This is a genomic window from Pseudomonas sp. Ps21-P2 (genome assembly GCF_039672565.1).
Taxonomy (GTDB): Bacteria; Pseudomonadota; Gammaproteobacteria; order Pseudomonadales; family Pseudomonadaceae; genus Aquipseudomonas.
Window position 1 is genome coordinate 591,751 of the sequence record NZ_JBDFPL010000002.1, and the last position, 26,011, is coordinate 617,761.

Annotated in this window: 22 protein-coding genes; 5 read left to right on the top strand and 17 right to left on the bottom strand. The window is 59.7% G+C overall.

The genetic code is table 11. The annotated features are described in order from the left end of the window. Nucleotides 1-34: 34 nt before the first annotated feature. The 3 genes from ABEH28_RS06420 to ABEH28_RS06430 are packed head-to-tail and all read right to left on the bottom strand — an operon-like array spanning nucleotide 35 to nucleotide 3,030. Complete coding sequence (locus ABEH28_RS06420; protein ID WP_346629433.1) at nucleotides 35-934, bottom strand: SdiA-regulated domain-containing protein; 900 nt, start codon at nucleotides 932-934, stop codon at nucleotides 35-37. After that, nucleotides 931-1,599, bottom strand: coding sequence for a fumarylacetoacetate hydrolase family protein (locus tag ABEH28_RS06425; RefSeq protein ID WP_346629434.1), 669 nt, complete (start codon nucleotides 1,597-1,599; stop codon nucleotides 931-933). The genes ABEH28_RS06420 and ABEH28_RS06425 overlap by 4 nt, the downstream gene beginning before the upstream one ends. Before the next feature lie 36 nt (nucleotides 1,600-1,635). Next, on the bottom strand, nucleotides 1,636-3,030 hold the full coding sequence (locus ABEH28_RS06430) for an FAD-binding oxidoreductase (protein WP_346629544.1): 1,395 nt from the start codon (nucleotides 3,028-3,030) through the stop codon (nucleotides 1,636-1,638). Between the two features lie 170 nt (nucleotides 3,031-3,200). On the opposite strand from ABEH28_RS06430, the gene serA reads away from it, so the two are divergent. Further along, complete coding sequence (serA, locus tag ABEH28_RS06435; RefSeq protein WP_192171263.1) at nucleotides 3,201-4,430, top strand: phosphoglycerate dehydrogenase; 1,230 nt, start codon at nucleotides 3,201-3,203, stop codon at nucleotides 4,428-4,430. 105 nt (nucleotides 4,431-4,535) lie between these two features. Here the strand turns inward: serA and ABEH28_RS06440 are convergent, their stop codons facing one another. Beyond that, a complete protein-coding gene (locus ABEH28_RS06440; protein ID WP_346629435.1) occupies nucleotides 4,536-4,973 on the bottom strand; it encodes a DUF4399 domain-containing protein in 438 nt (145 codons plus the stop codon). 647 nt (nucleotides 4,974-5,620) lie between these two features. Next, nucleotides 5,621-6,259, bottom strand: coding sequence for a 2OG-Fe(II) oxygenase (locus ABEH28_RS06445; RefSeq protein WP_346629545.1), 639 nt, complete (start codon nucleotides 6,257-6,259; stop codon nucleotides 5,621-5,623). A gap of 195 nt (nucleotides 6,260-6,454) precedes the next feature. Here ABEH28_RS06445 and ABEH28_RS06450 point away from each other — a divergent pair, with 195 nt between their 5' ends. Beyond that, complete coding sequence (locus ABEH28_RS06450) at nucleotides 6,455-7,195, top strand: DUF2059 domain-containing protein (protein WP_346629436.1); 741 nt, start codon at nucleotides 6,455-6,457, stop codon at nucleotides 7,193-7,195. A gap of 44 nt (nucleotides 7,196-7,239) precedes the next feature. Here ABEH28_RS06450 and ABEH28_RS06455 read toward each other — a convergent pair whose 3' ends face one another. Then, nucleotides 7,240-8,181 (bottom strand): alpha/beta hydrolase, encoded by a 942-nt coding sequence (locus ABEH28_RS06455; RefSeq protein WP_346629437.1) that lies wholly within the window; start codon nucleotides 8,179-8,181, stop codon nucleotides 7,240-7,242. Nucleotides 8,182-8,346: 165 nt separating this feature from the next. Here ABEH28_RS06455 and ABEH28_RS06460 point away from each other — a divergent pair, with 165 nt between their 5' ends. Continuing rightward, a complete protein-coding gene (locus ABEH28_RS06460) occupies nucleotides 8,347-10,746 on the top strand; it encodes a penicillin acylase family protein (protein WP_346629438.1) in 2,400 nt (799 codons plus the stop codon). Nucleotides 10,747-11,014: 268 nt separating this feature from the next. Here the strand turns inward: ABEH28_RS06460 and ABEH28_RS06465 are convergent, their stop codons facing one another. The 7 genes from ABEH28_RS06465 to ABEH28_RS06495 all read right to left on the bottom strand — a co-directional run bounded on the left by ABEH28_RS06465 (nucleotide 11,015) and on the right by ABEH28_RS06495 (nucleotide 19,351). Next, nucleotides 11,015-11,905 (bottom strand): ABC transporter permease subunit, encoded by an 891-nt coding sequence (locus tag ABEH28_RS06465; protein WP_192171268.1) that lies wholly within the window; start codon nucleotides 11,903-11,905, stop codon nucleotides 11,015-11,017. Continuing rightward, the gene (locus ABEH28_RS06470) at nucleotides 11,902-12,822 is read right to left on the bottom strand and encodes an ABC transporter permease subunit (protein WP_037016213.1); all 921 of its coding nucleotides are present in this window, start codon (nucleotides 12,820-12,822) and stop codon (nucleotides 11,902-11,904) included. The genes ABEH28_RS06465 and ABEH28_RS06470 overlap by 4 nt, the downstream gene beginning before the upstream one ends. Further along, the gene (gene potA, locus ABEH28_RS06475; RefSeq protein ID WP_282369842.1) at nucleotides 12,819-13,961 is read right to left on the bottom strand and encodes a polyamine ABC transporter ATP-binding protein; all 1,143 of its coding nucleotides are present in this window, start codon (nucleotides 13,959-13,961) and stop codon (nucleotides 12,819-12,821) included. Before potA ends, ABEH28_RS06470 begins: the two co-directional genes overlap by 4 nt. Before the next feature lie 56 nt (nucleotides 13,962-14,017). Further along, a complete protein-coding gene (locus ABEH28_RS06480) occupies nucleotides 14,018-15,112 on the bottom strand; it encodes a polyamine ABC transporter substrate-binding protein (RefSeq protein ID WP_192171270.1) in 1,095 nt (364 codons plus the stop codon). A gap of 276 nt (nucleotides 15,113-15,388) precedes the next feature. Then, nucleotides 15,389-16,486: a polyamine ABC transporter substrate-binding protein gene (locus ABEH28_RS06485; RefSeq protein ID WP_282365509.1), complete on the bottom strand. Its 1,098-nt coding sequence runs from the start codon at nucleotides 16,484-16,486 to the stop codon at nucleotides 15,389-15,391. Between the two features lie 72 nt (nucleotides 16,487-16,558). After that, nucleotides 16,559-17,923, bottom strand: a complete 1,365-nt coding sequence (locus tag ABEH28_RS06490) for an aspartate aminotransferase family protein (protein WP_346627999.1) — start codon at nucleotides 17,921-17,923, stop codon at nucleotides 16,559-16,561. Nucleotides 17,924-17,992: 69 nt separating this feature from the next. Continuing rightward, nucleotides 17,993-19,351: a glutamine synthetase family protein gene (locus ABEH28_RS06495; RefSeq protein ID WP_037016227.1), complete on the bottom strand. Its 1,359-nt coding sequence runs from the start codon at nucleotides 19,349-19,351 to the stop codon at nucleotides 17,993-17,995. Between the two features lie 652 nt (nucleotides 19,352-20,003). Between ABEH28_RS06495 and ABEH28_RS06500 the strand changes: the two genes are divergently transcribed. Both ABEH28_RS06500 and ABEH28_RS06505 read left to right on the top strand, forming a co-directional pair. Further along, on the top strand, nucleotides 20,004-21,380 hold the full coding sequence (locus ABEH28_RS06500) for a glutamine synthetase family protein (protein WP_065987362.1): 1,377 nt from the start codon (nucleotides 20,004-20,006) through the stop codon (nucleotides 21,378-21,380). Between the two features lie 108 nt (nucleotides 21,381-21,488). Continuing rightward, nucleotides 21,489-22,127, top strand: a complete 639-nt coding sequence (locus tag ABEH28_RS06505) for a TetR/AcrR family transcriptional regulator (protein WP_346629439.1) — start codon at nucleotides 21,489-21,491, stop codon at nucleotides 22,125-22,127. 293 nt (nucleotides 22,128-22,420) lie between these two features. Here the strand turns inward: ABEH28_RS06505 and ABEH28_RS06510 are convergent. From ABEH28_RS06510 to ssuC, 4 genes are all read right to left on the bottom strand, one after another. Further along, nucleotides 22,421-23,568, bottom strand: a protein-coding gene (locus ABEH28_RS06510) for an IS3 family transposase (RefSeq protein ID WP_192175175.1) whose coding sequence is annotated in 2 segments (ribosomal slippage) — nucleotides 22,421-23,313 and nucleotides 23,313-23,568 — 1,149 coding nt in all. Because the reading frame shifts where the segments join, the coding sequence is not laid out codon by codon here. Between the two features lie 578 nt (nucleotides 23,569-24,146). Then, a complete protein-coding gene (locus ABEH28_RS06515; RefSeq protein ID WP_037016233.1) occupies nucleotides 24,147-24,362 on the bottom strand; it encodes a TOBE domain-containing protein in 216 nt (71 codons plus the stop codon). A 51-nt stretch (nucleotides 24,363-24,413) separates the two neighbouring features. After that, nucleotides 24,414-25,223: an aliphatic sulfonates ABC transporter ATP-binding protein gene (ssuB, locus tag ABEH28_RS06520; protein WP_172610395.1), complete on the bottom strand. Its 810-nt coding sequence runs from the start codon at nucleotides 25,221-25,223 to the stop codon at nucleotides 24,414-24,416. Then, a complete protein-coding gene (ssuC, locus tag ABEH28_RS06525) occupies nucleotides 25,220-26,008 on the bottom strand; it encodes an aliphatic sulfonate ABC transporter permease SsuC (protein ID WP_192171275.1) in 789 nt (262 codons plus the stop codon). Before ssuC ends, ssuB begins: the two co-directional genes overlap by 4 nt. Nucleotides 26,009-26,011: the final 3 nt, after the last annotated feature.

A 26,011-nucleotide genomic window follows, 5' to 3' on the forward strand; every position in this document is an offset into this window, starting at 1 on the left:
GCGGGCAGACGATCAGGCCGATACCGGCCCGGCGTCACTGCCGCTTGAAGGTGTAAAACAGGTTGGGCTCGCTGACCATGTAAATGGTGCCGTTTTCATCCATCGCCACCCCTTCGGCGCGCGGGATGGTGTCGCTCAGGCCATTGAAGCCGTGCAGCAGGGTCATGAAGCTGACCTGATTTCCCTTGCCGTCCAGCTCCAGCAGCATGTGCGACTCGGCGGACAGCACCAGCAAATGACCGGTCTTCTGGTCCGCGTACAGAGACGACAGATTGCGCACGATCAGGTTGTCATTGATCAGCTTGCGCTTCTCGCCCTTCACCTCGCTGCTGCCATCGGCCTTCCAGCTGTACAGCGCCGGCGGACGCTCTTCGCCAAACAGGAACTGCTGATCCCGCGGGTCCCAGGCGATGCCTTCGAAGGCTTTGTTCTGGTCCTTCGACGGACCGAGATCGTACTTGGGGAAGTCGGCGATGTTCAGGGTTTTGGTTTCGGGCGTGACGTGGACGATGGTCATCAGGTGCTGACGCTCATCAACGATGGCAATCTGCCCGTCGCCCAGAACGGCAACCCCCTCGGGGTTGCCCCACCCCTGAAGCGGGATCTTGCGAATGACGTCCCCGGTCAGGGTGATCTCGGAAAGGAAAGGGTTTTTGCCCATCACCGAATACAGGGTTTTGGTCGAAGGGTCGTAAGACAGGTCTGAGGCCTCGTCCTTTTCCATGCCGGCCAACGGCTTGGCGTCGATGTCGACCTTGTAATCCGGCAGCCAGATGCCCGCTGCACGCTCGGCCGGCGTGACGTTGCGCTCGCGCAGCCACAACAAACCGCGATCGTCCCAGTGCCAGGCCAGGGACAGACCGGCCAAAATCACCAGCGCTGCAACGAGCAACCACCACCAACGGAAACGCAGACGGCTTTTACGCTGTGTCATCCGCGTACGTCGCTTTCGAAGCGGCTCTGGCCGGTCAGCTCCAGCACAATCTCGTCGCCAACAGTGAACGGCCCTACGCCCGCCGGCGTGCCGGTCATGATCAGGTCACCGGCCTGCAGAGAGAACTGCGAGGCCATGTGCTGGATCATCGGCACGATCGGGTTGAGCATCTGGCTGCTGTTGCCGTCCTGGCGGACTTCGCCGTTGATGGTCAGGCGGATGGCGATGTCGGTCAGATCGGGGTAAGCGTCAGCGGATACGAACGGCGCGATGACGGCCGCGCCATCGAAGGACTTGGCGATTTCCCAAGGCAGGCCTTTCTCTTTCAGCTTCGACTGCACGTCGCGCAGTGTCAGGTCCAGGCCCGGGGCGAAGCCGGAGATCGCATCGAGGACTTCTTCACGACTCGGGTTCTTGCTCAGCGGCTTGCCGATCAGCACGACGATCTCGGCTTCGTAGTGCACCGACCCCCGGTCCTGAGGAATGCTGAAACCACCCTCGATTCCGACCACGCAGCTGCCCGGTTTGATGAACAGCAGCGGTTCAGTGGGGACCGGGTTGTCCAGCTCCTTGGCGTGCTCGGCGTAATTGCGGCCGATGCAGACGACTTTACCGAGCGGAAAGTGAACCTTGGTGCCGTCGACGTACTTGTGCTGATAGCTCATGAGCGCTCCTGAGAACTTGTTGTAATGGGAAACCGCTTACACCGCGAAAATTTTGCCAGGGTTCATGATGCCGTTCGGGTCGAACACCGCCTTGACGGCCTTCATGTATTCGATTTCCACCGGCGAGCGGCTGTAGTGCAGGTAGTCACGCTTGGTCATGCCGACGCCGTGCTCTGCGGAGATCGAGCCGTTGTACTTCTGGACGATCTCGAACACCCACTTGTTCACCGTTGCGCACTTGGCGAAGAACTCGTCCTTGCTCAGGTTTTCCGGCTTGAGGATGTTCAGGTGCAGGTTGCCGTCGCCGATGTGACCAAACCAGACGATTTCGAAATCCGGGTAATGCTGTCCAACGATCGCGTCCACTTCAGCAAGGAACGCCGGGACCTTCGAAACGGTAACCGAGATGTCGTTCTTGTACGGCGTGAAGTGGGAAATGGTTTCAGAAATGTATTCGCGCAGCTTCCACAGGTTCTGAAGTTGCTGTTCGCTCTGGCTCATCACGCCATCCAGCACCCAGCCCTGCTCGACACAGTGCTCGAAGGTTTCCAGCGCGTGGTTGGCCACTTCTTCGGTGGTCGCTTCGAATTCCAGCAGCGCGTAAAACGGGCATTCGGTGTCGAACGGGGACGGCACGTCGCCGCGCGCCATGACCTTGGCCAGCGCCTTGTCCGAGAAGAATTCGAATGCGGTGAGGTCGAGCTTGCTCTGGAACGCGTGCAGAACCGGCATGATGGCGTTGAAATCGGTGGTACCGAGAACCATCGCCGTGAGGTTTTTCGGCGCGCGGTCCAGTCGCATGGTCGCCTCGACCACGAACCCTAGCGTGCCTTCGGCGCCAATGAACAGCTGACGCATGTCGTAGCCGGTGGCGTTTTTGATCAGGTCTTTGTTCAGTTCGAGCAGGTCGCCCTTGCCAGTGACCACCTTGAGGCCCGCGACCCAGTTGCGGGTCATGCCGTAGCGAATCACTTTGATCCCGCCGGCGTTGGTGCCGATGTTGCCGCCGATATTGCTGGAACCCGACGACGCGAAGTCCACCGGGTAATACAGGCCGTTTTCTTCCGCGAGATTCTGCAGTTGCTTGGTGACAACGCCCGGCTGGCAGATGGCAGTGCGATCCGTCAGGTTGAGTTCGAGCACCTGATTCATGTAATCGAAGTTGACGACCACCTCACCACTGGCGGCAACGGCGGCGGCGGACAACCCGGTGCGGCCGCCCGACGGGACCAGCGCCACCTTGCGCTCGTTGGCCCAGCGGACGATGGCCTGCACCTGTTCGGTGGTCTTGGGAAAGACGATGGCGGTGGGCGCCGGGGCGAAATGTTTGGTCCAGTCCTTGCCGTAGGCTTCGAGGGAATCGGCGTCGGTCAGGACCTTGCCGGGCTCAACCAGGGTCTTCAGCTCATCTATCAGCGCAGGATGGGTCATCAACAGAACTCTCGAACAATTCATGGTCATCCTGAGAACGGCTCACGTCCAGGAATGGGGTGTTTCGCGGGGTGCATATGCTAGCATACGCCCCCCGCCAATCGAGCTTTCGGCCGATTTGCGCGCGCTTCACTTACTGCCATTTCTCTCCGGGACACAGGTTTACGCAGATGAGCAAGACTTCCCTCGACAAGAGCAAGATCAAGTTCCTTCTTCTCGAAGGCGTCCACCAGTCCGCGGTCGACGTCCTCAAGGCCGCCGGTTACACCAGCATTGAGTACCACACCAAGTCTCTGCCGGAAGCCGAACTGAAGGAAAAGATTGCCGACGCTCATTTCATCGGTATTCGTTCCCGCACCCAACTGACTGAAGAACTGTTCGACAGCGCCAAGAAACTGGTCGCGGTCGGCTGCTTCTGCATCGGTACCAATCAGGTTGACCTGAACGCAGCCCGCGAACGCGGCATCGCTGTGTTCAACGCCCCCTACTCCAACACCCGTTCGGTGGCGGAGCTGGTGCTGGCCGAGGCCATCCTGCTGCTGCGCGGTATCCCGGAGAAGAACGCTTCCTGCCATCGCGGTGGCTGGATCAAGAGCGCGGCCAACTCGTTCGAAATTCGTGGCAAGAAGCTCGGCATCATCGGCTACGGCTCGATCGGTACTCAGTTGTCGGTCCTGGCTGAAGGCCTGGGCATGCAGGTGTACTTCTACGACACTCTGACCAAGCTGCCGCTGGGCAACGCCACTCAGGTGTCCAGCCTGAACGAGCTGCTGGGCATGGCCGACATCGTCACCCTGCACGTTCCGGAAACCAACGAAACCCAGTGGATGATCGGCGAGAAAGAAATTCGCACGATGAAGAAGGGCGCCATCCTGATCAACGCGGCGCGCGGCACGGTGGTCGAACTCGACGCCCTGGCTGACGCGATCAAGGATCAGCACCTGATCGGCGCGGCCATCGACGTGTTCCCGGTCGAGCCACGTTCCAACGACGACGTGTTCGAAAGCCCGCTGCGCGGCCTGGACAACGTGATCCTGACCCCGCACATCGGAGGCTCGACTGCTGAGGCACAGGCCAACATCGGTCTGGAAGTGGCAGAGAAGCTGGTCAAGTACAGCGACAACGGTACGTCGGTTTCTTCCGTCAACTTCCCGGAAGTGGCCCTGCCGGCTCACCCTGGCAAGCACCGTCTGCTGCACATCCACGAGAACATCCCGGGCGTGCTCATGGAGATCAACAAGGTCTTCGCTGAAAACGGCATCAACATCTCCGGTCAGTTCCTGCAGACCAACGAGAAAGTCGGTTATGTGGTGATCGACGTCGACGCCGAGTACTCCGATCTGGCGCAAGAGAAACTGCAGCACATCAAAGGCACCATTCGTAGCCGCGTTCTGTTCTAAAGCGGTGGTTTCGAGATGATAAAAAAGGAGACCTTAGGGTCTCCTTTTTTTTGCGCAAATCACGCAACACGCGGGCTGTACGTGAGACGACCCATCTGCGGTGAGTCATTTCACCGTAATGGTGATCTTCTGCGACTCGACCAGCGGGTTCAGCGGCACGTGGTTCTTGTCGCCGACGAGCAGTTGCAGAGTGTGCTGGCCCGGCGTCAGGTTCAGCTCGGTTTCGGTCTGGCCCTTGCCGAAGTGGCGGATGTTGTCGGTGGTCGGCAGCGGCGCGGTCATGTCGGGCTGATCCTTGACGTCGATCAGCAGGTGGTGATGGCCGGTGTCCGGGACGTCAACGCCGGCCGGGGCGACGCCCATGCCCTTAAGGCCGAACTGCACCTTGAAGGCGCCATTGACCGTCGCGCCGTCCTTCGGCGAGATAATGTAAACCTCGGCGCCTGCAGGGGATGCCGTGCGAGGGATGTCGGCGGCCTGGGCCAGGAAACTCGCCCCCAGCAGCAGTCCGGTAAGGGCAGTTATAGCGAATAACGTCTTCATGATCTCTCCGTTTTTATCGATGTGCGGCTGGCGGGTTGGGGAGTCGAAGCCTCTTCACCCCGACAGACAACCGCTCAGGAACGACCTTTACCTTAGCTGCGGTTGGCCGCGAAGTATTTCGCCGAGTGGCTGGATGTAGAAGATTTCATGTTGGACCGAGCGGTGTCGGGCAGAAACCACAAATCCTGTAGGAGCCGTCACGCCGCTGTTGCGCAGCAAACACCGTCCATGGGGAAGTGAGCTTGCTCACGAAGGCGGCATTTCAGGCGCTCAATATGTAGCGGATGTCTGGGCCTCTTCGCGAGCAAGCTCGCTCCCACGGGATCGGGGGTCGGCTTGTAATCTCCGGCTGCCGCAGGACTTGTATGAGTGAGCTTGCTCACGAAGAGGCCAGCTCATTCAGCCGCTTTCTCTGGGGAATGAACCTATGCCTTCGCGAGCAAGCTCGCTCCCACGGGATCGCGGGTCGGCTTGCAATCTCCGGCTACCGCAGGACTTGTGGGAGTGAGCTTGCTCACGAATAGGCCAGCACATTCAGCTACTTTCTCTGTAGACGGAAAGTAAGCCTTCGCGAGCAAGCTTGCTCCCACGGGATCGGGGTCGGCTTGTAATCTCCGGCTGCTGCAGGACTTGTGGAGGTGAGCTTGCTACAGCTCGAACGGCTCGTTCCCGCGCCGCCTGAACCAGCCGGTCAGCGACAGGCGCTCGCGGGTCGAGGGCATGACTTCGTGGGGCATGTCGCCCGAAAGGAACACCACCAGGCAGCCGCCGGTGGGTTGCACGTCATACTTGACACCGTCTTTGAGGTACATCCGCAGCTGGCCGCCGTGTTCTGGCAACCAGCCGTCATTGAGGTAGACGACCGCCGAGACCATGCGTTTGTCGTCATCGCGAAAACGGTCCACGTGCTTGAGGTAGAAGGCCCCTGGCGGATAGAGCGCGAAGTGGCTTTCGTAGTCCTCAAGGCCCAGAAACAGGCCTCGGTTCAGCGCCTGACGCAGGCTCTCCATCAGATCCAGATAGCGATCGCACGGTTCGGCCTGCCCCGCTTCCAGCCACTGAATGTGATCGCCGCGAATCCCCTCTCGAACCTCCTGCGCCGGCCCGCGCCCCACCGCAGCAGGTGCGAGCTCGCCCTGAACGGCACGCGTGCGGCATTCAAGCGCCAGCTCTCGGGTCAGAGTGTCGGGCAGGAAGATGTTCTGCTGCGACCAGCCACGCTCGGCCAGGTCGTCGACGATTCGCAACAGCAGCGGGTGATCAGGGGATATGCGCATGGCGCGCATAGTATCCATACGCCGATTAATCCGACAGGGCCTGCAGTCCGGCGAATGAGGAATATTTTTGCGGGGTTGAATACGCCCGGCGGTTTTGCCCGACTGCTGATCGAACCCACGGTTTTTAGCGGGGTCTGGCAAGTGTTAACTCGACAAATCCCCGCTGCCCCACCGAGAATGGCGGCCTGCCGACAGGAGTCTCTAATGCGCCGTCTGTTTTTCCTGCTGTTGATGTTCTGCACTTTGCCCGCCTGGGCAGACGGCCACGATCAGCTGTACAAGCTCGCCGGCTGGCCGGAACAACGCGCTCATTTTGTCGATGCCTTGAAAGCCGCTCAGCAGCGTTACCGCAACAGCCTTCCACCGGCCGTGTTCGACGCCCTGGTGAGCAACAGCAATCAGCGTTTCGCGCCCCAGGCGATGGATCAGCGCGGGGAGCAAATGCTGCGCCAGACGCTGCAAGACCCGAACCCTGCACTGCAGTTTTTCCAGTCGCCCCTGGGCCGTAAGATCGTCAACGCCGAGCTCACTGCGACGCGCCCGGACCAACTGGCCAAAAACGCCCAAGGCCTGCCGCACATCCAGGCCGACGACAACCGCCTGCTGATCATCGGCCACCTGGCCAACGCGCTCCCCGCCAAGGAAGCCGGCGCCGAGGTCAGCATGGCGATTGCGGGCGTCGCCGCCGACAGCCTGAGTTCGATGATTCCAGGCTTGATGGGCGGCGGAACGACCCAGGTGATGCTCGACAGTCAGCGTCAGCGGCTCATGGGGCAGATCGGCAAGGACGTGAACAACACGCTGCTTTACGTGTACCGCGACCTGTCGGACGGGGAGCTGGACGAGTTCGCGACCTTCGCGGAGTCCAATGAGGGCAAGGCCTATTACAAGGCCGCACTGGCCGCCGTTCGCGCGGGATTGGCGGTCGGGCAGACTGTCAAATAACATCAGTGGGATCGACTCCAGTCGGGAAACCCGCCCTCCGAGCCCTACCCCATCCGCTGCGTCAGAAACTCAAAAAACCGCGCCCGCAGCTCGGGTGACTCGTTCACCAGGTGATGCCGCGCTTCGTGCAGCATGAAAATCTCCGGCTCGGCGAACTTGTCCTTGAGCACTGGCAGATTATGTCTCCAGTCCACGGTCATGTCCGACTCGCCCTGCACGATGAGCGGGCTGCGGCTGCTGCGGGGCGCGCGTTCGATGCGCTCGATCCATTTGGCCAGCGCGCCCACCCAGACGGTCGGCAAGCGCCGCGGCTGCAACGGGTCCGCCAGCAGGAACGGCAGAAAGGTCGGGGCGTTGGAGTTTTCGCTGAAGCGCCGGTCGATGGCTTTGACGAAGCCGCGCAGCAGGTAATAGCTGAGTTTCGACAAGGCCCAGCCACGCGGCCGCACCAGCGGCGCCAGCAAGATGGTCTGACCTTGCACCGGGCTGGCGTCGCCGTGATGCAGCAAGTGGTCGATGACAATCGCGCCGCCGGTGCTTTGCCCACACAGGTGCCACGGCTGCGGCAGGTTGAGGCTTTCGGCTTCGACAAAAAGCCGATCCAGCACCGCCTGATACTCCGCGAAGTCGGTAATGCTTGCCCGCGCCCCACTGGACAATCCATGGCCCGGCAGGTCGCAGGCAATCACCGCCAGCCCAAGCCCCAATGCCCAGTCGATGACGTGACGATACAAGCCGATGTGATCGTAAAACCCATGCATCAGCACCAGCGTGCCGACCGGCTGTTCGGGCATCCACAGCTGCGTGACGATGTCGTAACCGCCCACTTCAACGCGTCCGATTCGGCTGCTGATCAAGCCATTCGGGCCAAGCGCGTTCAGGCCGTAGAAACGCTGATAAGCCTGCGCCTCTTCAGATGGCGCTTGCGACACGCTTAGCGGCAACAGCTCAGCACGCAGGTGATCGGGATCGAACGTGTCAGACATCGGAATTCCAGATGAGGGTGGGTGGGAAGCGGCCGCACGGAAGTGTCATCTGTCCGCTGCGGCGTGGCAAGTTACGCGGCCTAAATCCGTGAGCGGGCTGTCTACCCAGTCGCGAGACAAATCTGTAGCCTGCAAAACCTTCACGATTCTCATTTGAGCCCCCGGATGAAACGCAGCCTTTATGTCGTCGTCGCAGTGTTGGTGCTCATCGGGGGCGCGGGCGCCTGGTACATCCACGGCAAGCAGCCGGTCCGCGATGGCGAGATCAAACTCGCAGGGCTGCAGGCCCCGGTCACCGTGCGTTACGACGAGCGCGGCGTGCCGCATATTCGTGCCGACAACCAAGACGATTTGTACCGCGCGCTGGGCTATGTCCACGCCCAGGACCGCCTGTTCCAGATGGAAATCCTGCGCAGGCTGGCGCGCGGCGAGCTGGCTGAAGTCCTCGGCCCCAAGCTGGTCAACACCGACAAGCTGTTCCGCAGCCTGCGCATCCGCGAGCACGCCGATTCCTATGTCGCGCGCCAGGACAAGAACACGCCGGCGTGGAAGGCGCTTCAAGCGTATCTGGACGGCATTAATCAATATCAGGCGACGCATCCCAAACCGATCGAGTTCGACGTGCTGGGCATTCGCGAGCGGCCGTTCACGGCGCAAGACACCCTCAGTGTCGGCGGATATCTGGCGTACAGCTTCGCGGCGGCGTTTCGCACTGAGCCGCTGATGACCTATGTGCGGGATCAACTGGGCCCGGAGTATCTGAAAGTCTTCGACATGGGCTGGCGGCCGCAAGGGGGCCTTGGCCAGTCCCCTGCATTGACGAGCAACGACTGGAAAGGCCTCAATGACCTGGCGCTGCTCAGCCAGCAGGCGCTTGAGAAAGCCGGCCTGCCGCAGTTCGAGGGCAGCAATGCCTGGGCGGTGTCCGGCAGCCGCACCGAGAGTGGCAAACCGTTGCTGGCGGGTGATCCGCACATTCGTTTCTCGGTGCCGGCGGTCTGGTACGAAGCCCAGCTGACCGCGCCGGGTTTCGAGCTGTACGGGCATTTTCAGGCGCTCAATCCCTTCGCGCTGCTCGGCCATAATCTGGATTTCGGCTGGAGCCTGACCATGTTCCAGAACGACGATCTGGACCTGATCGGTGAAAAGACCAACCCCGATAATCCCAACCAAGTCTGGTACCACGGCGCCTGGGTGGACATGACCTCACGCACCGAGCAGATCGACGTCAAGGGTCAAGCCCCCGTCACGATCACCTTGCGGCAGTCACCCCACGGCCCGATCGTCAATGACGCGCTGGGCGCCAATGGGGCGCAACAGCCGAGCGACACGCCAATTGCGATGTGGTGGTCGTTTCTCGAGTGGGACAACCCGATCCTGCAGGGCTTCTACGAAGCCAACCGCGCCGACACGCTGGAGAAGATGCACAGCGCCGCCGAGAAGATTCAGTCGCCGGGCCTGAACATCGTCTACGCCAACGCTCGCGGCGATATCGGCTGGTGGGCGGCGGCGCAGTTGCCAAAGCGACCTGCGGGGGTGAATCCGAACTTCATTCTCGACGGCAGCTCCGAGCAGGCTGACAAGAATGGCTTCTACCCCTTCACTGCTAACCCGCAGGAAGAAAACCCGGCGCGGGGTTATATCGTCTCGGCGAACTTCCAGCCGGTGTCGCCGACGGGGATGGAGATTCCGGGCTACTACAATCTTCCCGAGCGCGGTCGCCAGTTGAATAACCAGTTGAGCGACGACAAGGTGAAATGGAATCTGGAGAACAGCAAGGCGCTGCAGCTCGGCACGCGGACGGACTACGCCGCGCAGATTCTGACGCCGCTGATTCCGGTGCTGCGCCGTGTGGTGAGTGAGCCGGAAGAGCACGATTTGCTGGAGCGGTTGGCGGCGTGGAACGGCGAGTACTCCGTCGATTCGGTGGGGGCGACGCTGTTCAATCAGTTCCTGTTCAATCTGACCGATCAGGTGTTCCATGACGAGCTCAGCGACGGGATGTTCACGACGCTGCTGTCGACACGACTCATTGACCTGGCGCTGCCGCGACTGGCGGCAGACCCTGATTCGCCGTGGTGGAACAATCGCCATTCTCGAGAGCCCGAGAGCCGCGACAACACGGTGAAGGTCGCCTGGCACGCAGCGGTCTCACATTTGAAATCGCTGTACGGGCAGAACCCGGATGAATGGACCTGGGGCAAGGCGCACACGCTGACCCATGAACATCCGTTGGGCAAACAACCGCCGCTGGACATGCTGTTCAACGTCGGGCCGTTCGCGGCGCCCGGTACACATGAGGTGCCGAACAACCTGTCAGCGAGCATGGGCCCCGCGCCGTGGCCGGTGACTTACGGACCATCGACGCGCCGCCTCATCGATTTCGCCGACCCGGCCCACGCCCTGGGGATCAACCCGGTGGGCCAGAGCGGCGTGCTGTTCGACAAGCACTACGCCGATCAGGCGCAGCGCTACGTCAACGGCGAGTACGCGCCGGAGCGGTTCAGCGAAGGAGATGTGGCGGGGAACAGCAAAGAGGTGTTGAGGTTGGTGCCGGGGCGATAACCGTATGAACGGTGGGTCTAGCTGGAGCCCCAACTTGTGGGACCGGCTTTAGCCGGGAAGGCGTCGGACGTTACAACGCAAATCTATAGCGTACATACCGGTCTCTTCCCGGCTGAAGCCGGTCCCACTAACAGCATCGCGTGCATCCGGTGAGACCGGCTAGAGCCCCGACCTTTGGGACCGGCTTTAGCCGGGAAGGCGTGGTGCGTTACGCCGCAAATCTGTAGCGCACACGCCGGCCTCTTCCCGGCTGAAGCCGGTCCTACTATCAAACCGACTCGACCACCTTTGCACGACGCAGGTCCGGCTGTTTCCAACCGTCTGCCGCAGCTTCTTCGATAGCTAGCTGGATGGCGCGTTTGCGGTTGTTTTCCGCGCGGCGGCTGAAGAACCAGACCAGGAAGGTCGCAATCGACACCGCCAGCAGAATCAGGCTGGCAATCGCGTTGATCTCAGGCTTCACGCCCAGGCGCACCGCCGAGAACACTTCCATCGGCAGGGTCGTCGACCCCGGGCCGGAGACGAAGCTCGCCAGCACCAGGTCGTCCAGCGACAGCGCGAAGGACATCATCGCCCCCGCCGCCAGCGATGGCGCGATCATCGGGATGGTGATCAGGAAGAACACCTTCCACGGCCGCGCACCCAGGTCCATTGCTGCTTCTTCGATGGACATGTCCAGCTCACGCAGACGCGCCGACACCACCACCGCCACATACGCCGCACAGAACGTCGTGTGAGCGATCCAGATGGTGACGATCCCACGCTCCTCGGGCCAGCCGAGCAACTGCGCCATCGCCACGAACAGCAGCAACAGCGACAGGCCGGTGATCACTTCAGGCATCACCAGAGGCGCGGTGACCAGACCGCCGAAGAAGGTCTTGCCCTTGAACCGGGTGATGCGCGTCAGCACGAATGCCGCCATGGTGCCCAGCGCCACCGCCGCAATCGACGTGTACAGCGCGATTTCCAGCGAGCGCATGACCGCGCTCATCAGTTGGGTGTTGTCGAGCAGCCCGACGTACCACTTCACCGACCAGCCGCCCCAGACCGTTACCAGCTTGGAGGCGTTGAACGAGTAGATCACCAGAATGACCATGGGCGCATAGATGAAGATCAGGCCCAGTACCAACATCAGGTTCGAGAATCGGAAGCCTCTCATGCCTTGCCCTCCAGCTCTTTGGCCTGACTGCGGTTGAACAGAATGATCGGCACGATGAGGATCAACAGCATGACCACTGCCAGCGACGACGCTACCGGCCAGTCACGGTTGTTGAAGAATTCCTGCCAGAGCACTTTACCGATCATCAGCGTCTCGGGGCCGCCCAGCAGTTCCGGGATGACGAACTCGCCCACCACCGGAATGAACACCAGCATGCAGCCGGCGATGATGCCGTTCTTGGACAGCGGTACGGTGATTTTCCAGAAGCTGTTGAAAGTGCTCGAACCCAGGTCCGATGCGGCTTCCAGCAGGCTCTGATCGTGCTTCACCAGATTCGCGTACAGCGGCAGGATCATGAACGGCAGATACGAATAGACCACGCCGATGTACACCGCGAGGTTGGTGTTGAGGATCTGCAATGGCTCGCTGATCACGCCCAACCACATCAGAAACGCGTTGAGCAGACCGTTGTTGCTGAGGATGCCCATCCACGCGTACACGCGGATCAGGATCGCAGTCCAGGTCGGCATCATGATCAGCAGCAACAGCACCGTCTGCATTTCTTTGCGGGCGATGGAGATGCCATAGGCCATCGGATAGCCGATCAACAAGCACAGCACGGTGCTGATGAACGCCATCTTCAACGAGCCCAGATACGCCGAGATGTACAGATCGTCACTGGTCAGCAGGGCGTAGTTGGCGAAGTTGAGCACGATGTCGAGCTTCTGCTCGACGTAGGTGAAGATCTCGGTATACGGCGGAATCGCCACGTCTGCTTCAGCGAAGCTGATCTTGATGACGATCAGAAACGGCAGCGCGAAAAACAGGAACAGCCACAGGAACGGCACGCCAATAACGGCCTGGCGCCCGGTGGGTTTTATTCGATTGAAAGCCCGTTTTATTTTTCGGATTTTCATGAGCGCAATACCACGCCGCTGTCGTCTTCCCACCAGACGAAGACTTCATCGTCCCAGGTCGGTCGTGTGCCCTGACGTTCGGCGTTGGCGACAAACGACTGCACCAACTTGCCCGACGGCAGTTTCACGTAGAACACCGAGTGACCGCCCAGGTAGGCGATGTCGTGAACCTTGCCCCGCGACCAGTTGTGCTCGAACGTCGGCTGTTCGGTGGTCACCAGCAGCTTTTCAGGACGCAGCGCGTAGGTAATCCGCTTGTCTTCCACCGACGTGGTAACGCCGTGGCCGACATAGATTTTGCGTTCCAGCTCAGGGCTGCTGATCAGCGCGTGGCCTTCCATGTCTTCGATGACTTCGCCGTCGAACAGGTTGACGTTGCCGATGAACTCGCACACCAGGCGGCTAGTCGGGGTTTCGTAGATATCGATCGGGCTGCCGATCTGCGCGATCCAGCCTAAGTGCATGATCGCGATGCGCTCGGCCATGGTCATGGCCTCTTCCTGGTCGTGGGTCACCATCACGCAGGTCACGCCGACGCGCTCGATGATTTCCACCAGCTCCAGTTGCATCTGCGAACGCAGCTTTTTATCCAGTGCGCCCATGGGTTCGTCGAGCAGCAGCAGCTTCGGCTTCTTCGCCAGCGAACGTGCCAGCGCCACACGCTGCCGCTGACCGCCGGACAATTGGTGCGGTTTGCGCTTGGCGTACTGGGTCATCTGCACCAGCTTGAGCATCTCGGCCACGCGGGCCTCGACTTCGGCCTTGGGCAGCTTGTCCTGCTTGAGGCCAAAAGCGATGTTGTCCGCCACGGTCATGTGCGGAAACAGCGCATAGGACTGGAACATCATGTTGATCGGACGTTCGTACGGCGGCATGTCGGTGATGTCGACGCCGTCGAGGTAAATGCGCCCTTCGGTCGGGCGCTCGAAGCCGGCAAGCATGCGCAGCAGGGTGGATTTACCCGAGCCGGAGCCGCCGAGCAGGGCAAAGATTTCACCCTTGTTGATCTGCAGAGACACGTCGTCCACAGCAATCGTCTCATCGAACTTTTTCGTGACCCGATCGATTTTGACCAGCACCTGTTTCGGTTGCTGACCACCCTCAAGGGATTTCTTGTAGGCGCCGGAGGCAACTGCCATGGGTGAAACTCCCAACTGTTTTTGCGCCCGGCCAATGGGGTCGGGCGCCAAGGTCTTTATTTACCGGTTTTGATCTTCGTCCAGCTGCGCGTCATGACGCGCTGGATCTTCGGCGGCAGCTCGGAGTTGACGTACAGGCGCTCCTGTATCTCCTTCGAAGGGTAAACCGCCTCGTCGTTGCGAATTTCCTGATCCATCAGCTCGCCCGAAGCCGGGTTCGGGTTGGCATAACCCACCTGGTCACTGACCTTGGCGATTACGTCAGGCTTGAGGATGTAGTTGATGAACGCGTGCGCGGCCTTCACGTCCGGCGCATCCGAAGGGATGGCGAGCATGTCGAACCACAGGTTGCCACCCTCTTTCGGGATCGAGTAGGCGATGTTGACGCCCTTACCGGCTTCTGCGGCACGGGCCTTGGCCTGGAAGACGTCACCGGAGAAACCGGCTGCGATGCAGATGTCGCCGTTGGCCAGGTCAGTGATGTATTTGGACGAGTTGAAATAGGTCACGTACGGGCGGACTTTGAGCAGCTTGGCTTCAGCGGCTTTGTAGTCTTTCTCGTCGGTGCTATTCGGGTTTTTGCCCATGTAGTTAAGGACTGCAGGCAGCATCTCGTCAGCCGAGTCGAGGAACGCGACGCCGCACTTCTGCAGCTTCTTGATGTTCTCGGGCTCGAACAGCGTGGCCCAGGAGTCGATGGTGTCGACGCCCAGCACTTCCTTGATCTTGTCGACGTTGTAGCCGATGCCGTTGGTGCCCCAAAGATACGGCACGGCGTACTGGTTGCCCGGGTCGTTCTTTTCCAGGCGCTTGAGCAGTTCGGGGTCGAGGTTGGAGTAATTCGGCAGCTGTGATTTGTCGAGCTTCTGAAACGCCCCCGCCTTGATCTGCTTGCCCAGGAAGTGGTTGGACGGCACGACTACGTCATAACCGGTGTGGCCGGCCAGCAGCTTGCCTTCCAGGGTTTCGTTGGAGTCGAAGACGTCGTACTTGGTCTTGATGCCGGTGGTGGACGTGAAGTCCTCCAGCGTTGTGGTGCCGATGTAATCGGACCAGTTATAAATGCGAACGGTGGAATCCGCGTAGGCACCGGCCGCGAGCGTGAGTCCGGCGCCGAGCAGCAAGCCTTTTGAAAATAAAGAAATAGACACGTGTGCAGTCCTTTTTTAGTAGGTGGGCCTGTTGCCCGTACCGATGACAGTAACGACTGCCTGTGACCCATCCGGCGCGCAACTTACCTTCGATAAACCCTTCTCGCAAAAAAACTTTTTGTGACGCGGGTGTCATGACGGGTGACGCAAAACCTGTAGGAGTGAGCTTGCTCGCGATTGCGGTGTGTCAGTCATGCATCCGGCTCAGGCAGACCGCATTCGCGAGCAAGCTCACTCCCACAGTTTGGGTGGGGCACTTGCCCCACCCGGTCAGGCTTATTTACCCGATTTGATGTTGGTCCAGCTGCGGGTCATCAAACGCTGAGTCGCCGCTGGCAAGTCGGCGATCGCATACAACTTGGCCAGCACGTCTGCCGGCGGATAGACGCCTGGATCAGAGGTGATGTCCTTGTCGACGAACTCGGTTGCTGCCTTGTTGCCGTTCGGGAAGTGAACGGAGTTGGTGATTTCGGCCATCACCTTCGGTTGCAGGATGAAGTTCATGAACTTGTAAGCGCCTTCGACGTTTTCGGCATCTTTAGGGATGGCGACCATGTCGTAGAAGCTGCCTGCACCTTCTTTCGGAATGTTGTAGCTGACTTTGACCTTGCCGCCCGCTTCTTCAGCGCGCGCCTTGGCCTGGTAGACGTCACCCGAGTAACCCACGGCTACGCAGATGTTGCCGTTGGCCAGGTCCGAGATGTACTTGGACGAGTGGAAGTAGGTGATCGAAGGACGAATCTTCTTGAACAGATCCTCGGCCTTCTGGATGTCTTCCTTCTTCTGGCTGTCGGTCGGCAGGCCCAGATAATGCAGCGCCACTGGCAGCATTTCGGTCGGCGAGTCGAGGAAGCTGATCCCGCAGCCTTTCAGCTTGGCAGCGTTTTCCGGCTTGAACAGCAGGTCCCACGAGTTGACCGGAGCATCAGCGCCCAAAGCGGCTTTGACTTTTTCAGCGTTGTAGCCGATGCCGATCGAGCCCCACATGTACGGGAACGCGTGCTTGTTGTCCGGGTCGCTGATGGACACGGCTTTCAACAAGGCAGGGTCGAGGTTTTTATAATTTGGCAGCTTGGACTTGTCCAGCTCCTGGTAGACGCCGGCCTTGATCTGCTTGGCCAGGAAGTTGTTCGACGGAACGACGACGTCGTAGCCCGATTTACCGGCCAGCAGCTTGGCTTCCAGGGTCTCGTTGCTGTCGAACACGTCGTACACCACTTTGATGCCCGACTCTTTTTCGAAGTCGGCGATGGTGTTCGGTGCGATGTAATCGGACCAGTTATAGACGTGGAGAACTTTGTCATCGGCGTGTGCAGCGGCGGCCACTGCGCCCATGAGGGACAAGGCCAGGAGGGTTTTGCCAAATTTCTTCATGCGTACGGCTCCAGTGTTTTTATGTAAGCGGCGTCTAGACGGCGGACAGTCTGGCAATTTCCGGAAAAAAATTCAGCCTTGCAATGACTCAAGCGTCAGGTCCAGGCACTTGCGCGCCTTTTCGATCAACTCGTCGATCTCGGCGAAGGTAATCACCAGCGGCGGCGAGATAATCATGGTGTCGCCCACGGCCCGCATGATCAGGCCGTTATTGAAGCAAAAAGTGCGGCAAATCATGCCTGCGCCTTTGCCGACATAACGCTCGCGAGTGGCCTTGTCTTTCACCAGTTCGATTGCGCCCAGCATGCCGACGCCCCGCACTTCACCCACCAACGGGTGATCGCTCAGCTCGCGCAGACGCTTTTGCAAATAGGGTGCCGTTTCGGACTTCACCCGTTCGACGATCTTTTCTTCACTCAGAATGCGAATGTTCTCCAGGCCCACTGCCGCCGCCACCGGGTGACCGGAGTAGGTGAAACCGTGGTTGAAGTCGCCGCCCTCGTTCAACACCTTGACCACGTCGTCGCGCACGATGACGCCACCCATGGGGATGTAACCCGAAGTCAGGCCCTTTGCGATGGTCATCAAATCCGGCTTGAGGTCGTAGAAGTCGCTGCCGAACCATTCCCCGGTGCGGCCAAAGCCACAGATCACTTCGTCGGCCACAAATAGGATGTCGTATTTGGCGAGGATCTCTTTGATCTTCGGCCAGTAGGTGTCGGGCGGAACGATAACGCCGCCGGCGCCCTGAATCGGCTCGGCGATGAACGCGCCGACGTTGTCTACACCCAGTTCGAGAATCTTCTTCTCCAGTTGTTCAGCCGCCCAGACGCCGAACTCGTCGGGCGTCATGTCACCGCCTTCACCGAACCAGTAAGGCTGCGGAATGTGCACGATGCCCGGAATCGGCAAATCGCCCTGTTCGTGCATGTAGGTCATGCCGCCCAGGCTCGCGCCAGCGACGGTCGAACCGTGGTAGCCGTTGACGCGGCTGATGATGACTTTCTTGCTCGGCTGGCCTTTGATCGCCCAGTAATGGCGAACCAGGCGCAGCACCGTGTCGTTGCCTTCTGAGCCGGAACCGGTGAAGAACACGTGGTTCATGCCCTCGGGGGCGATGTCGGAAATGGCCTTCGCCAACTGCAGTGCCGGCGGGTGAGCGGTCTGGAAGAACAGGTTGTAGTAAGGCAGCTCGCGCATCTGCTTGCTGGCCGCGTCCGCCAGTTCTTCACGACCATAACCAATGGCGACACACCAGAGCCCGGCCATGCCGTCGAGGATCTTGTTGCCTTCGCTGTCCCAGAGGTAAACGCCCTTGGCGTTGGTGATGATGCGCGGGCCTTTCTCTTTCAACTGCTTGAAATCGCTGAACGGCGCCAGGTGATGATCACTGCTGAGGGCTTGCCATTCGCGGGTTTGCGGGTTGTTGGAACTCATGAATCACTCCAGTCAGGTATCGCGTGTGGGGCGCCGTGGATCCACTGGAATCCACGACGCCCCGGAACGTCAGACGGCAAAGAGCAGGAATTCCCGCTCCCACGAACTGATCACACGCTTGAAGTTCTCGTGCTCGGCGCGCTTGACCGCGACGTAGCCGGTGATGAATTTCTTGCCGAGGTACTTTTCGACCGTCTTGCTGTTTTCCATGCGCTCCAGCGCGTCTTCGATGGTCAACGGCAGGCGCAGGTTGCGGCGTTCGTAACCGCGACCGACGACGGGGGCGCTGGGGTTGAGGCCCTCGACCATGCCGATGAAACCGCACAACAGGCTGGCGGCGATGGCCAGATACGGATTGGCATCGGCGCCGGGCAGACGGTTTTCCACACGGCGGTTCTGCGGCCCGGCATCCGGAACGCGCAGGCCAACGGTGCGGTTTTCTTCGCCCCACTCCACGTTCACCGGTGCGGAGGTGTCCGGCAGGAAGCGGCGAAACGAGTTGACGTTGGGCGCGAACAGCGGCAACAGCTCGGGGATCAGCTTTTGCAGACCGCCGATGTGCTGCAGGAACAGCTGACTCATCGTGCCGTCCTCATTGGAGAAGATGTTCTTGCCGGTCTCGATGTCGATGATGCTCTGGTGCAGGTGCATCGCACTGCCGGGCTCGCCGGTCATGGGCTTGGCCATGAAGGTCGCGGCCACATCGTGCTTGAGGGCGGCTTCGCGCATGGTGCGCTTGAACACCAGAATCTGGTCCGCCAGAGACAGCGCGTCGCCGTGACGGAAGTTGATTTCCATCTGCGCGGTGCCGTCTTCGTGAATCAGCGTGTCCAGGTCTAGGTTCTGCAGTTCGCACCAGTCGTAGACGTCTTCGAAGAGCGGGTCGAATTCGTTGGCGGCTTCGATGGAGAACGACTGACGACCGGTTTCCGGACGACCCGAGCGACCCACCGGTGGCTGCAGCGGGTAGTCGGGGTCGTCGCTGCGCTTGGTCAGGTAGAACTCCATCTCCGGCGCCACAATCGGCTGCCAGCCTTGATCAGCGTAGAGCTTGAGGACTTTCTTGAGGACGTTGCGCGGGGACAGCTCGATGGGGTTGCCTTGCTTGTCGTAGGTGTCGTGAATCACCTGCGCAGTTGGCTCGATGGCCCAGGGCACCAGAAACACCGCGCTCTGGTCAGGACGGCAGAACATGTCGATGTCTGCGGGGTCCAGCAATTCGTAGTAGATGTCGTCTTCGACGTAATCGCCCGTCACGGTCTGGAGCAGTACGCTTTCCGGCAAGCGCATGCCCTTTTCAGCAATGAACTTGTTGGTCGGTGAAATCTTGCCCCGTGTGATACCGGTGAGGTCGGCGATCATGCATTCGACTTCGGTAATCCTGTGTTCTTTCAACCAATCGGTGAGCTGGTCGAGGTTGGTACTCATAAATACCTCAGGGTTTTAATTCCTGGTCGCCGTCATGGCGGTCAGGCGTTCTTTGAAGCGCTGGCGTTATGGTGCTGCTCGTTTTCCACAGGCATCGCCAATTGCCTGGAAGACTCAAAGATAGTCGTGCTTGTGCAAAAAGCGCGGCGGCGGATGCCGCGGAAAGTCAGGGCCGGATACGTCAGCGGAAGCAAAAGACGCGCCCGCTGGAACCGCTGCGCGGATAAAGAGTAAGGTGTCGAGGTGCCGCACAGAGGCATGCGCAGTGCCCGGCGCGCTGAATGGGCCGCTACACTGAAAGCATGTGATGTGAAAAAGCAGGTGCCCGAATGGCTGAGTGCAGGCGGTGAGGCCGATCAGCGGAAGGCGAAGCATGAGACCCCCGGTATTATTGCTGTTATGGGTTGCAATCGAGCTTAGCGTTGTTCATTTTTTTCCACAACACACCCGTAAAAAATAAAACACGCCCTGCTCAAACCCGCAGTTTGCATGACCTTTGGCGCACAACATTTGCCCTAAAGTGCGGCGAAAATAGCTGTTTGGCGCCCTTTTAGGGCAAATCAGGGCTCCCTTGACTTCGTCTGGCCTTTCGGATTGACTGAAACCCGTAATGCTCGATGATTGATATTTTCAACAACAAAGGTGTTGCATCATGTCGGTACCCCCGCGTGCCGTTCAGCTCAACGAAGCGAACGCGTTCCTTAAGGAACATCCTGAGGTTCTATACGTTGACCTTCTGATTGCAGATATGAATGGAGTGGTGCGCGGCAAGCGCATCGAACGCACCAGCCTTCATAAGGTTTACGAAAAAGGCATCAACCTCCCAGCTTCCCTATTCGCACTGGATATCAACGGCTCGACGGTGGAAAGCACCGGTCTGGGTCTGGACATCGGTGACGCTGACCGAATCTGCTATCCAATCCCCGACACTCTCTGCAATGAGCCTTGGCAGAAGCGTCCTACCGCACAACTCCTGATGACCATGCACGAGCTGGAAGGCACGCCCTTCTTCGCCGATCCGCGCGAAGTGCTGCGCCAGGTTGTCAGCAAGTTCGACGAGATGGGCCTGACCATCTGCGCTGCATTCGAGCTTGAGTTCTACCTGATCGATCAGGAAAACGTGAACGGCCGTCCGCAACCGCCGCGCTCACCGATCTCAGGCAAACGTCCGCACTCGACACAGGTTTACCTGATCGACGACCTGGACGAGTACGTCGACTGCCTCCAGGACATTCTGGAAGGTGCAAAAGAGCAAGGCATTCCGGCCGACGCGATCGTCAAGGAAAGTGCTCCGGCGCAGTTCGAAGTGAACCTGCACCACACTGCCGACGCCCTGAAAGCCTGTGATTACGCGGTACTGCTCAAACGCCTGATCAAGAACATCGCCTACGACCATGAGATGGACACCACCTTCATGGCCAAGCCGTATCCAGGCCAGGCGGGTAACGGTCTGCACGTGCACATTTCGATCCTTGATCGCGATGGCAAAAACATCTTCACCAGCGAGGATCCCGAGCAGAACGCCGCATTGCGTCATGCGATCGGCGGTGTGCTCGAGACCCTGCCCGCGCAGATGGCGTTCCTTTGTCCGAACGTCAATTCGTACCGCAGGTTTGGTGCTCAGTTCTACGTTCCAAACTCGCCGTGCTGGGGTCTGGATAACCGCACCGTGGCCGTGCGCGTGCCTACCGGGACGGCCGACTCGGTACGTATCGAGCACCGGGTTGCCGGTGCGGATGCCAACCCGTATCTGCTGATGGCATCGGTGCTGGCAGGCATTCACCATGGCCTGACCAACCAGATCGAGCCCGGTCCGCCCGTGGAAGGCAACTCCTACGAGCAGAACGAGCAAAGCTTGCCGAACAACCTGCGTGATGCACTGCGCGAGCTGGACGACAGCGAAGTCATGGCCAAGTACATCGATCCGAAGTACATCGATATCTTCGTTGCGTGCAAGGAAAGTGAGCTGGAGGAGTTCGAGCACTCCATCTCCGACCTTGAATACAACTGGTATCTGCACACGGTTTGATGGCTGCACGAGTTACGAAAACGCCACCTTTTCGAGAGAATCGGTGGCGTTTTTCATTCTCCCGGCTGCCACTGTAGAATGCCCGCGCCACCGACCGAGAGAGCGCCGATGACCCGCCTTGCCCCACCCCGCAAACCGCGTGCACGCAGTCAGGCGCGGATCGACTCGATCCTCGATGCCGCACGTGGGCTGCTGGCCTCGGACGGCGTGGCGAGCCTTTCCATCTACAGCGTCGCCGAGCGGGCCGAGATTCCGCCCTCCTCCGTGTATCACTTCTTCGCCAGCGTTCCGGCGTTGCTGGAAGCGCTGACGGCCGATGTCCACGAGGCGTTTCGCGAAAGCCTGCAGCAGCCCATCGATCATGATCAATTGAACCAGTGGCGAGACCTGTCCCATGTGGTGGAGTCGCGCATGCTCGCGATTTACAGCGACGACGCTGCCGCGCGACAGCTGATCCTCGCCCAGCACGGTTTGACCGAAGTCACTCAGGCGGATCGTCAGCACGACATTGAACTGGGCAACCTCATGCACGCGCTGTTCGCCCGGCATTTCCAACTGCCGACGCTGCCCGATGATGTTGAGGTGTTTGCCCTGGCGCTGGAACTGGCCGACCGGGTGTACGCGCGCTCGGTGCAACTGCACAACGCGATTACCCCGCGCATGGCCGAGGAAGGATTGCGGGTGTTTGATGCGTATCTGGGGTTGTACTTGCCGCCGTATTTGCCGAAGCGGTTAATCGAGCAATAACGCAGGTCAGTTGTGGGGGTGCCACCCCGATCACGCCCACACGTCCTCGACCAACCCGAAGCCTGAGTCAGACGCTAAACCTGTGGGAGCGAGCTTGCTCGCGAAGAGGCCGGGGCATTCAGCCACTTTCTCGGTGGCTGAAGCTAAATTTTCGCGAGCAAGCTCGACTCCCACAGGATGGTGGGCTGACTCGATATTTCGGCTAGTTCGGAGGACCAGTGGGAGCTTGCTCGCGAAAGCATTCTGTCAGCCTGAAGTGGTCAACTTTTTCCGGACACCTCAATCGGTGATTGTCAGACCGCTTGCCGCTCGTACTGATTGGGCGTCATGTTGCCCAACGTCGAGTGCAATCGCCCCTCGTTATAGAACCGCACGATGTAATCAGTGATGTCCTTTATTGCTTCGCCGTGGTTGGCGTAATCCTTTCTCCAGGTGCGCTCCATCTTTAGGTTCAGGAAGAAGCGCTCCATCACTGCATTGTCCCAGCAATTACCTTTTCGGCTCATGCTGCAACGCATCCCATTGCGAGTCAGCAGCGATTGATAAGCAGCTCCCGCGTACTGGCTGCCTCTGTCCGAGTGGGCAATCAGGCCCGGTTCAGGCTGCCTTTGAGCAATGGCCAGTTGCATCGCGCTGGTCACCAGCTCGGCGCGCATATGGGGTGCCATGGCCCAGCCGACGATTTTGCGTGAAAACAGGTCCATAACCGCAGCCAGATAGACCCAACCGCTTCGTGTGCGTATGTAGGTGATGTCCGCGACCCATGACTGATTGATTGCCTTGGGGTTGAACTGGCGGTTGAGCAGGTTTTCAGCAACCGGCAAGTTGTGTTTACTGTCGGTTGTGTGGATAAACTTGCGCTTCCAGATCGGGCGCAGACCCTGTTGTTTCATGAGGCGACGAACCTTGAAACGACCGATGGAAACACCTTCATCACGCAGCGCGCCCAGCACGCGGCGGCTACCGTAGCAGTGTTCTTTGGACTCGAATGTCGCCTTGACCATGGCCGCTGCAGTGCAGATGGGCTTGGGTTTCTGGCAACGTTGGCGAGCTTCATAGAACCCGGAACGACTGATCCGCAAAACCCGGCAGATATGAGCCACCGGGTAGGCCTTGCGATGTAATTGGTGAACCAGTTGATGGATCACTTCAATTCGCGGGCAAAGAAGGCCGTGGCTTTTTTTAGGATGTCGTTGTCCATTTTTAGCTGCCGAATCTGCTGCTCCAACTGACGAATTCGCTGCTGCTCACTGGTCAATGGATTACCAATACCCGGCCCGCCTAACAGCTCGGCCTTATATTGCTCAACCCAACGACGCACTGCCGTATCACTCAGATTCATGTCAAGACAGACCGAGTTCACGCTCTGCCCCTGGTCGACGATGAGCTTGCAGACATCAAGCTTGAAGGCTGCATCGAATTTTCTGTATTTCTTGGTCATGATCGTTCCTCAATGGGTACAGTTTCCCCCATTGAGGTGTCCGGGGTCATTAGGCCAGCTCAGCCAGCATAACTGTTGCTGACCCACCGCATTCGTGAGCAAGCTCACTCCCACAAGTCCCCGGTCCAACCAGAGTTTGCGGAACCAGCACAGAATTTGTGGGAGCGAGCTTGCTCGCGAAGAGGCCGGGGCATTCAGCCACTTTCTCGGTGGCTGAAGCTAAACCTTCGCGAGCAAGCTCGACTCCCACAGGATGGTGGGCTGACTCGATATTTCGGCTAGTTCGGAGGACCTGTGGGAGCTTGCTCGCGAAAGCATTCTGTCAGCCAGCCTAACTGTTGCTGACCCACCGCATTCGTGAGCAAGCTCACTCCCACAAGTCCCCGGTCCAACCAGAGTTGCGGAACCAGCACAGAATTTGTGGGAGCGAGCTTGCTCGCGAAAGCATTCTGTCAGACAGCCTAACTATTACTGACCCACCGCATTCGTGAGCAAGCTCACTCCCACAAGTCCTCGACCAGCCCGAAGCCCGAGTCAGACGCTGGAGTTGTGGGAGATCGCTTGGGATCCAGCATCGATCACAACTTGGCGATCGACACCTCGGTGGACTTCACGAACGCGATCACTTCGCTGCCGACCACCAGTTCCAGCTCTTTGACGGAGCGAGTGGTGATGACGGAAGTGACGACGCCCGACGCGGTCTGCACGTCGATCTCGGACAGCACGTCACCGGTGACGATTTCCTTGATGGTGCCTTTGAACTGGTTACGCACGTTGATGGCTTTGATAGTCATGGTAAGGCTTCCTTTGTGAGATCAGTTCCGGGGGCAGGATTGCCTCTGGAGTTAGTTGGCCCAACGCAGTTGCGTGGGCAGCGGTGAAGTCGGTTCGGGGTCGGGCGGATTGCCTGGTAGCGACAACACGCGGTTGAGCACTTCGGTTTCCAGCGCGGCCAGTCGGTAAGAGCCGCGTGCCCTCGGACGGGCCAGATCAACCTGCAGGTCAAGACCGATGCGGCCCTCTTCAATCAGCAAGACCCGGTCGGCAATGGCGACCGCTTCGCTGACGTCGTGGGTCACCAGCAACACCGTGAAACCATGCTTCTTCCACAGGTTTTCGATCAGTTGCTGCATCTCGATTCGGGTCAGGGCATCCAGCGCGCCAAGGGGTTCATCGAGCAACAACAAGCGCGGCTGGTGAATCAGCGCACGGGCCAGCGCCACCCGTTGTTTTTGCCCACCCGATAACGCCGCCGGCCATTCGTTGGCACGCTCGGCCAAACCCACGGCCTCCAGCGCTTCCAACGCTTTGCCACGCCAGTCGCCGCTGAGGCCAAGGCCGACGTTGTCGATGATCTTTTTCCAGGGCAGCAAGCGCGCTTCCTGGAACATCAGTCGCGTGTCTTCCCGCGCATCCGCCAACGAGCCGTTACCGGCCAGCAGTTGGCCGCTCGACGGCTGATCGAGGCCCGCCAGCAGGCGCAGCAATGTGCTCTTGCCGCAGCCGCTTCGGCCCACGACGGCGACGAACTGGCCGGCCGGGATGTGCAGATCGATGTCTTTCAGTACTTCCCGCGAGCCGAAGGTTTTTTTCAGCTTGCGGACCTGCAAGGGAATCCCGCGCAACAGGTTTGCCGGTTGTTGGAGATTGCTCATTGCGCGCCACCTTTAGCCACTTGATACGCCGGGTGCCAACGCAGGCAGACCCGTTCCAGACCACGCGCCGCGAGGTCTGCCAATTTGCCGAGTACGGCGTAAAGCACGATCGCCAGCACCACAACGTCGGTCTGCAAAAACTCTCGGGCGTTCATCGCCAGATAGCCGATGCCGGAGCTGGCCGAGATGGTTTCCGCGACGATCAGGGTCAGCCACATGAAGCCCAGCGCGAACCGCACGCCGACCAGAATCGAAGGCATCGCGCCCGGCAGAATCACATGGCGGAACAGTCCGAAGCCGCTCAAACCGTAGCTGCGGGACATCTCCACCAACGCCGGATCGATGTTGCGAATGCCGTGGTACGTGTTCAGGTAAATCGGGAACAGCGTGCCGAGCGCGACCAGAAATATCTTCGCGGTCTCGTCGATGCCGAACCACAGGATGACCAGCGGAATCAGCGCCAGGTGGGGCACGTTGCGGATCATCTGTACGGAGCTGTCCAGCAGGCGTTCGCCCCATTTCGACAGCCCGGTGATGAAGCCCAGAGCCAGGCCGATCCCGCCGCCAATGGCAAAGCCGATCCCGGCACGCCAGCCACTGATCGCCAGATGAGTCCAGATTTCCCCGCTGCGCACCAGCGTGACGCCGGCCTCAATCACAGCGCTCGGCGCCGGCAGAATGCGGGTCGACAGCCAGCCCGCGGTGACCGCCAGTTGCCATATCGCCAACAACAGGACCGGTAGCAACCAGGGCGCCAGTCTGTGGGTGATTTTTTCCACGCTCATGGA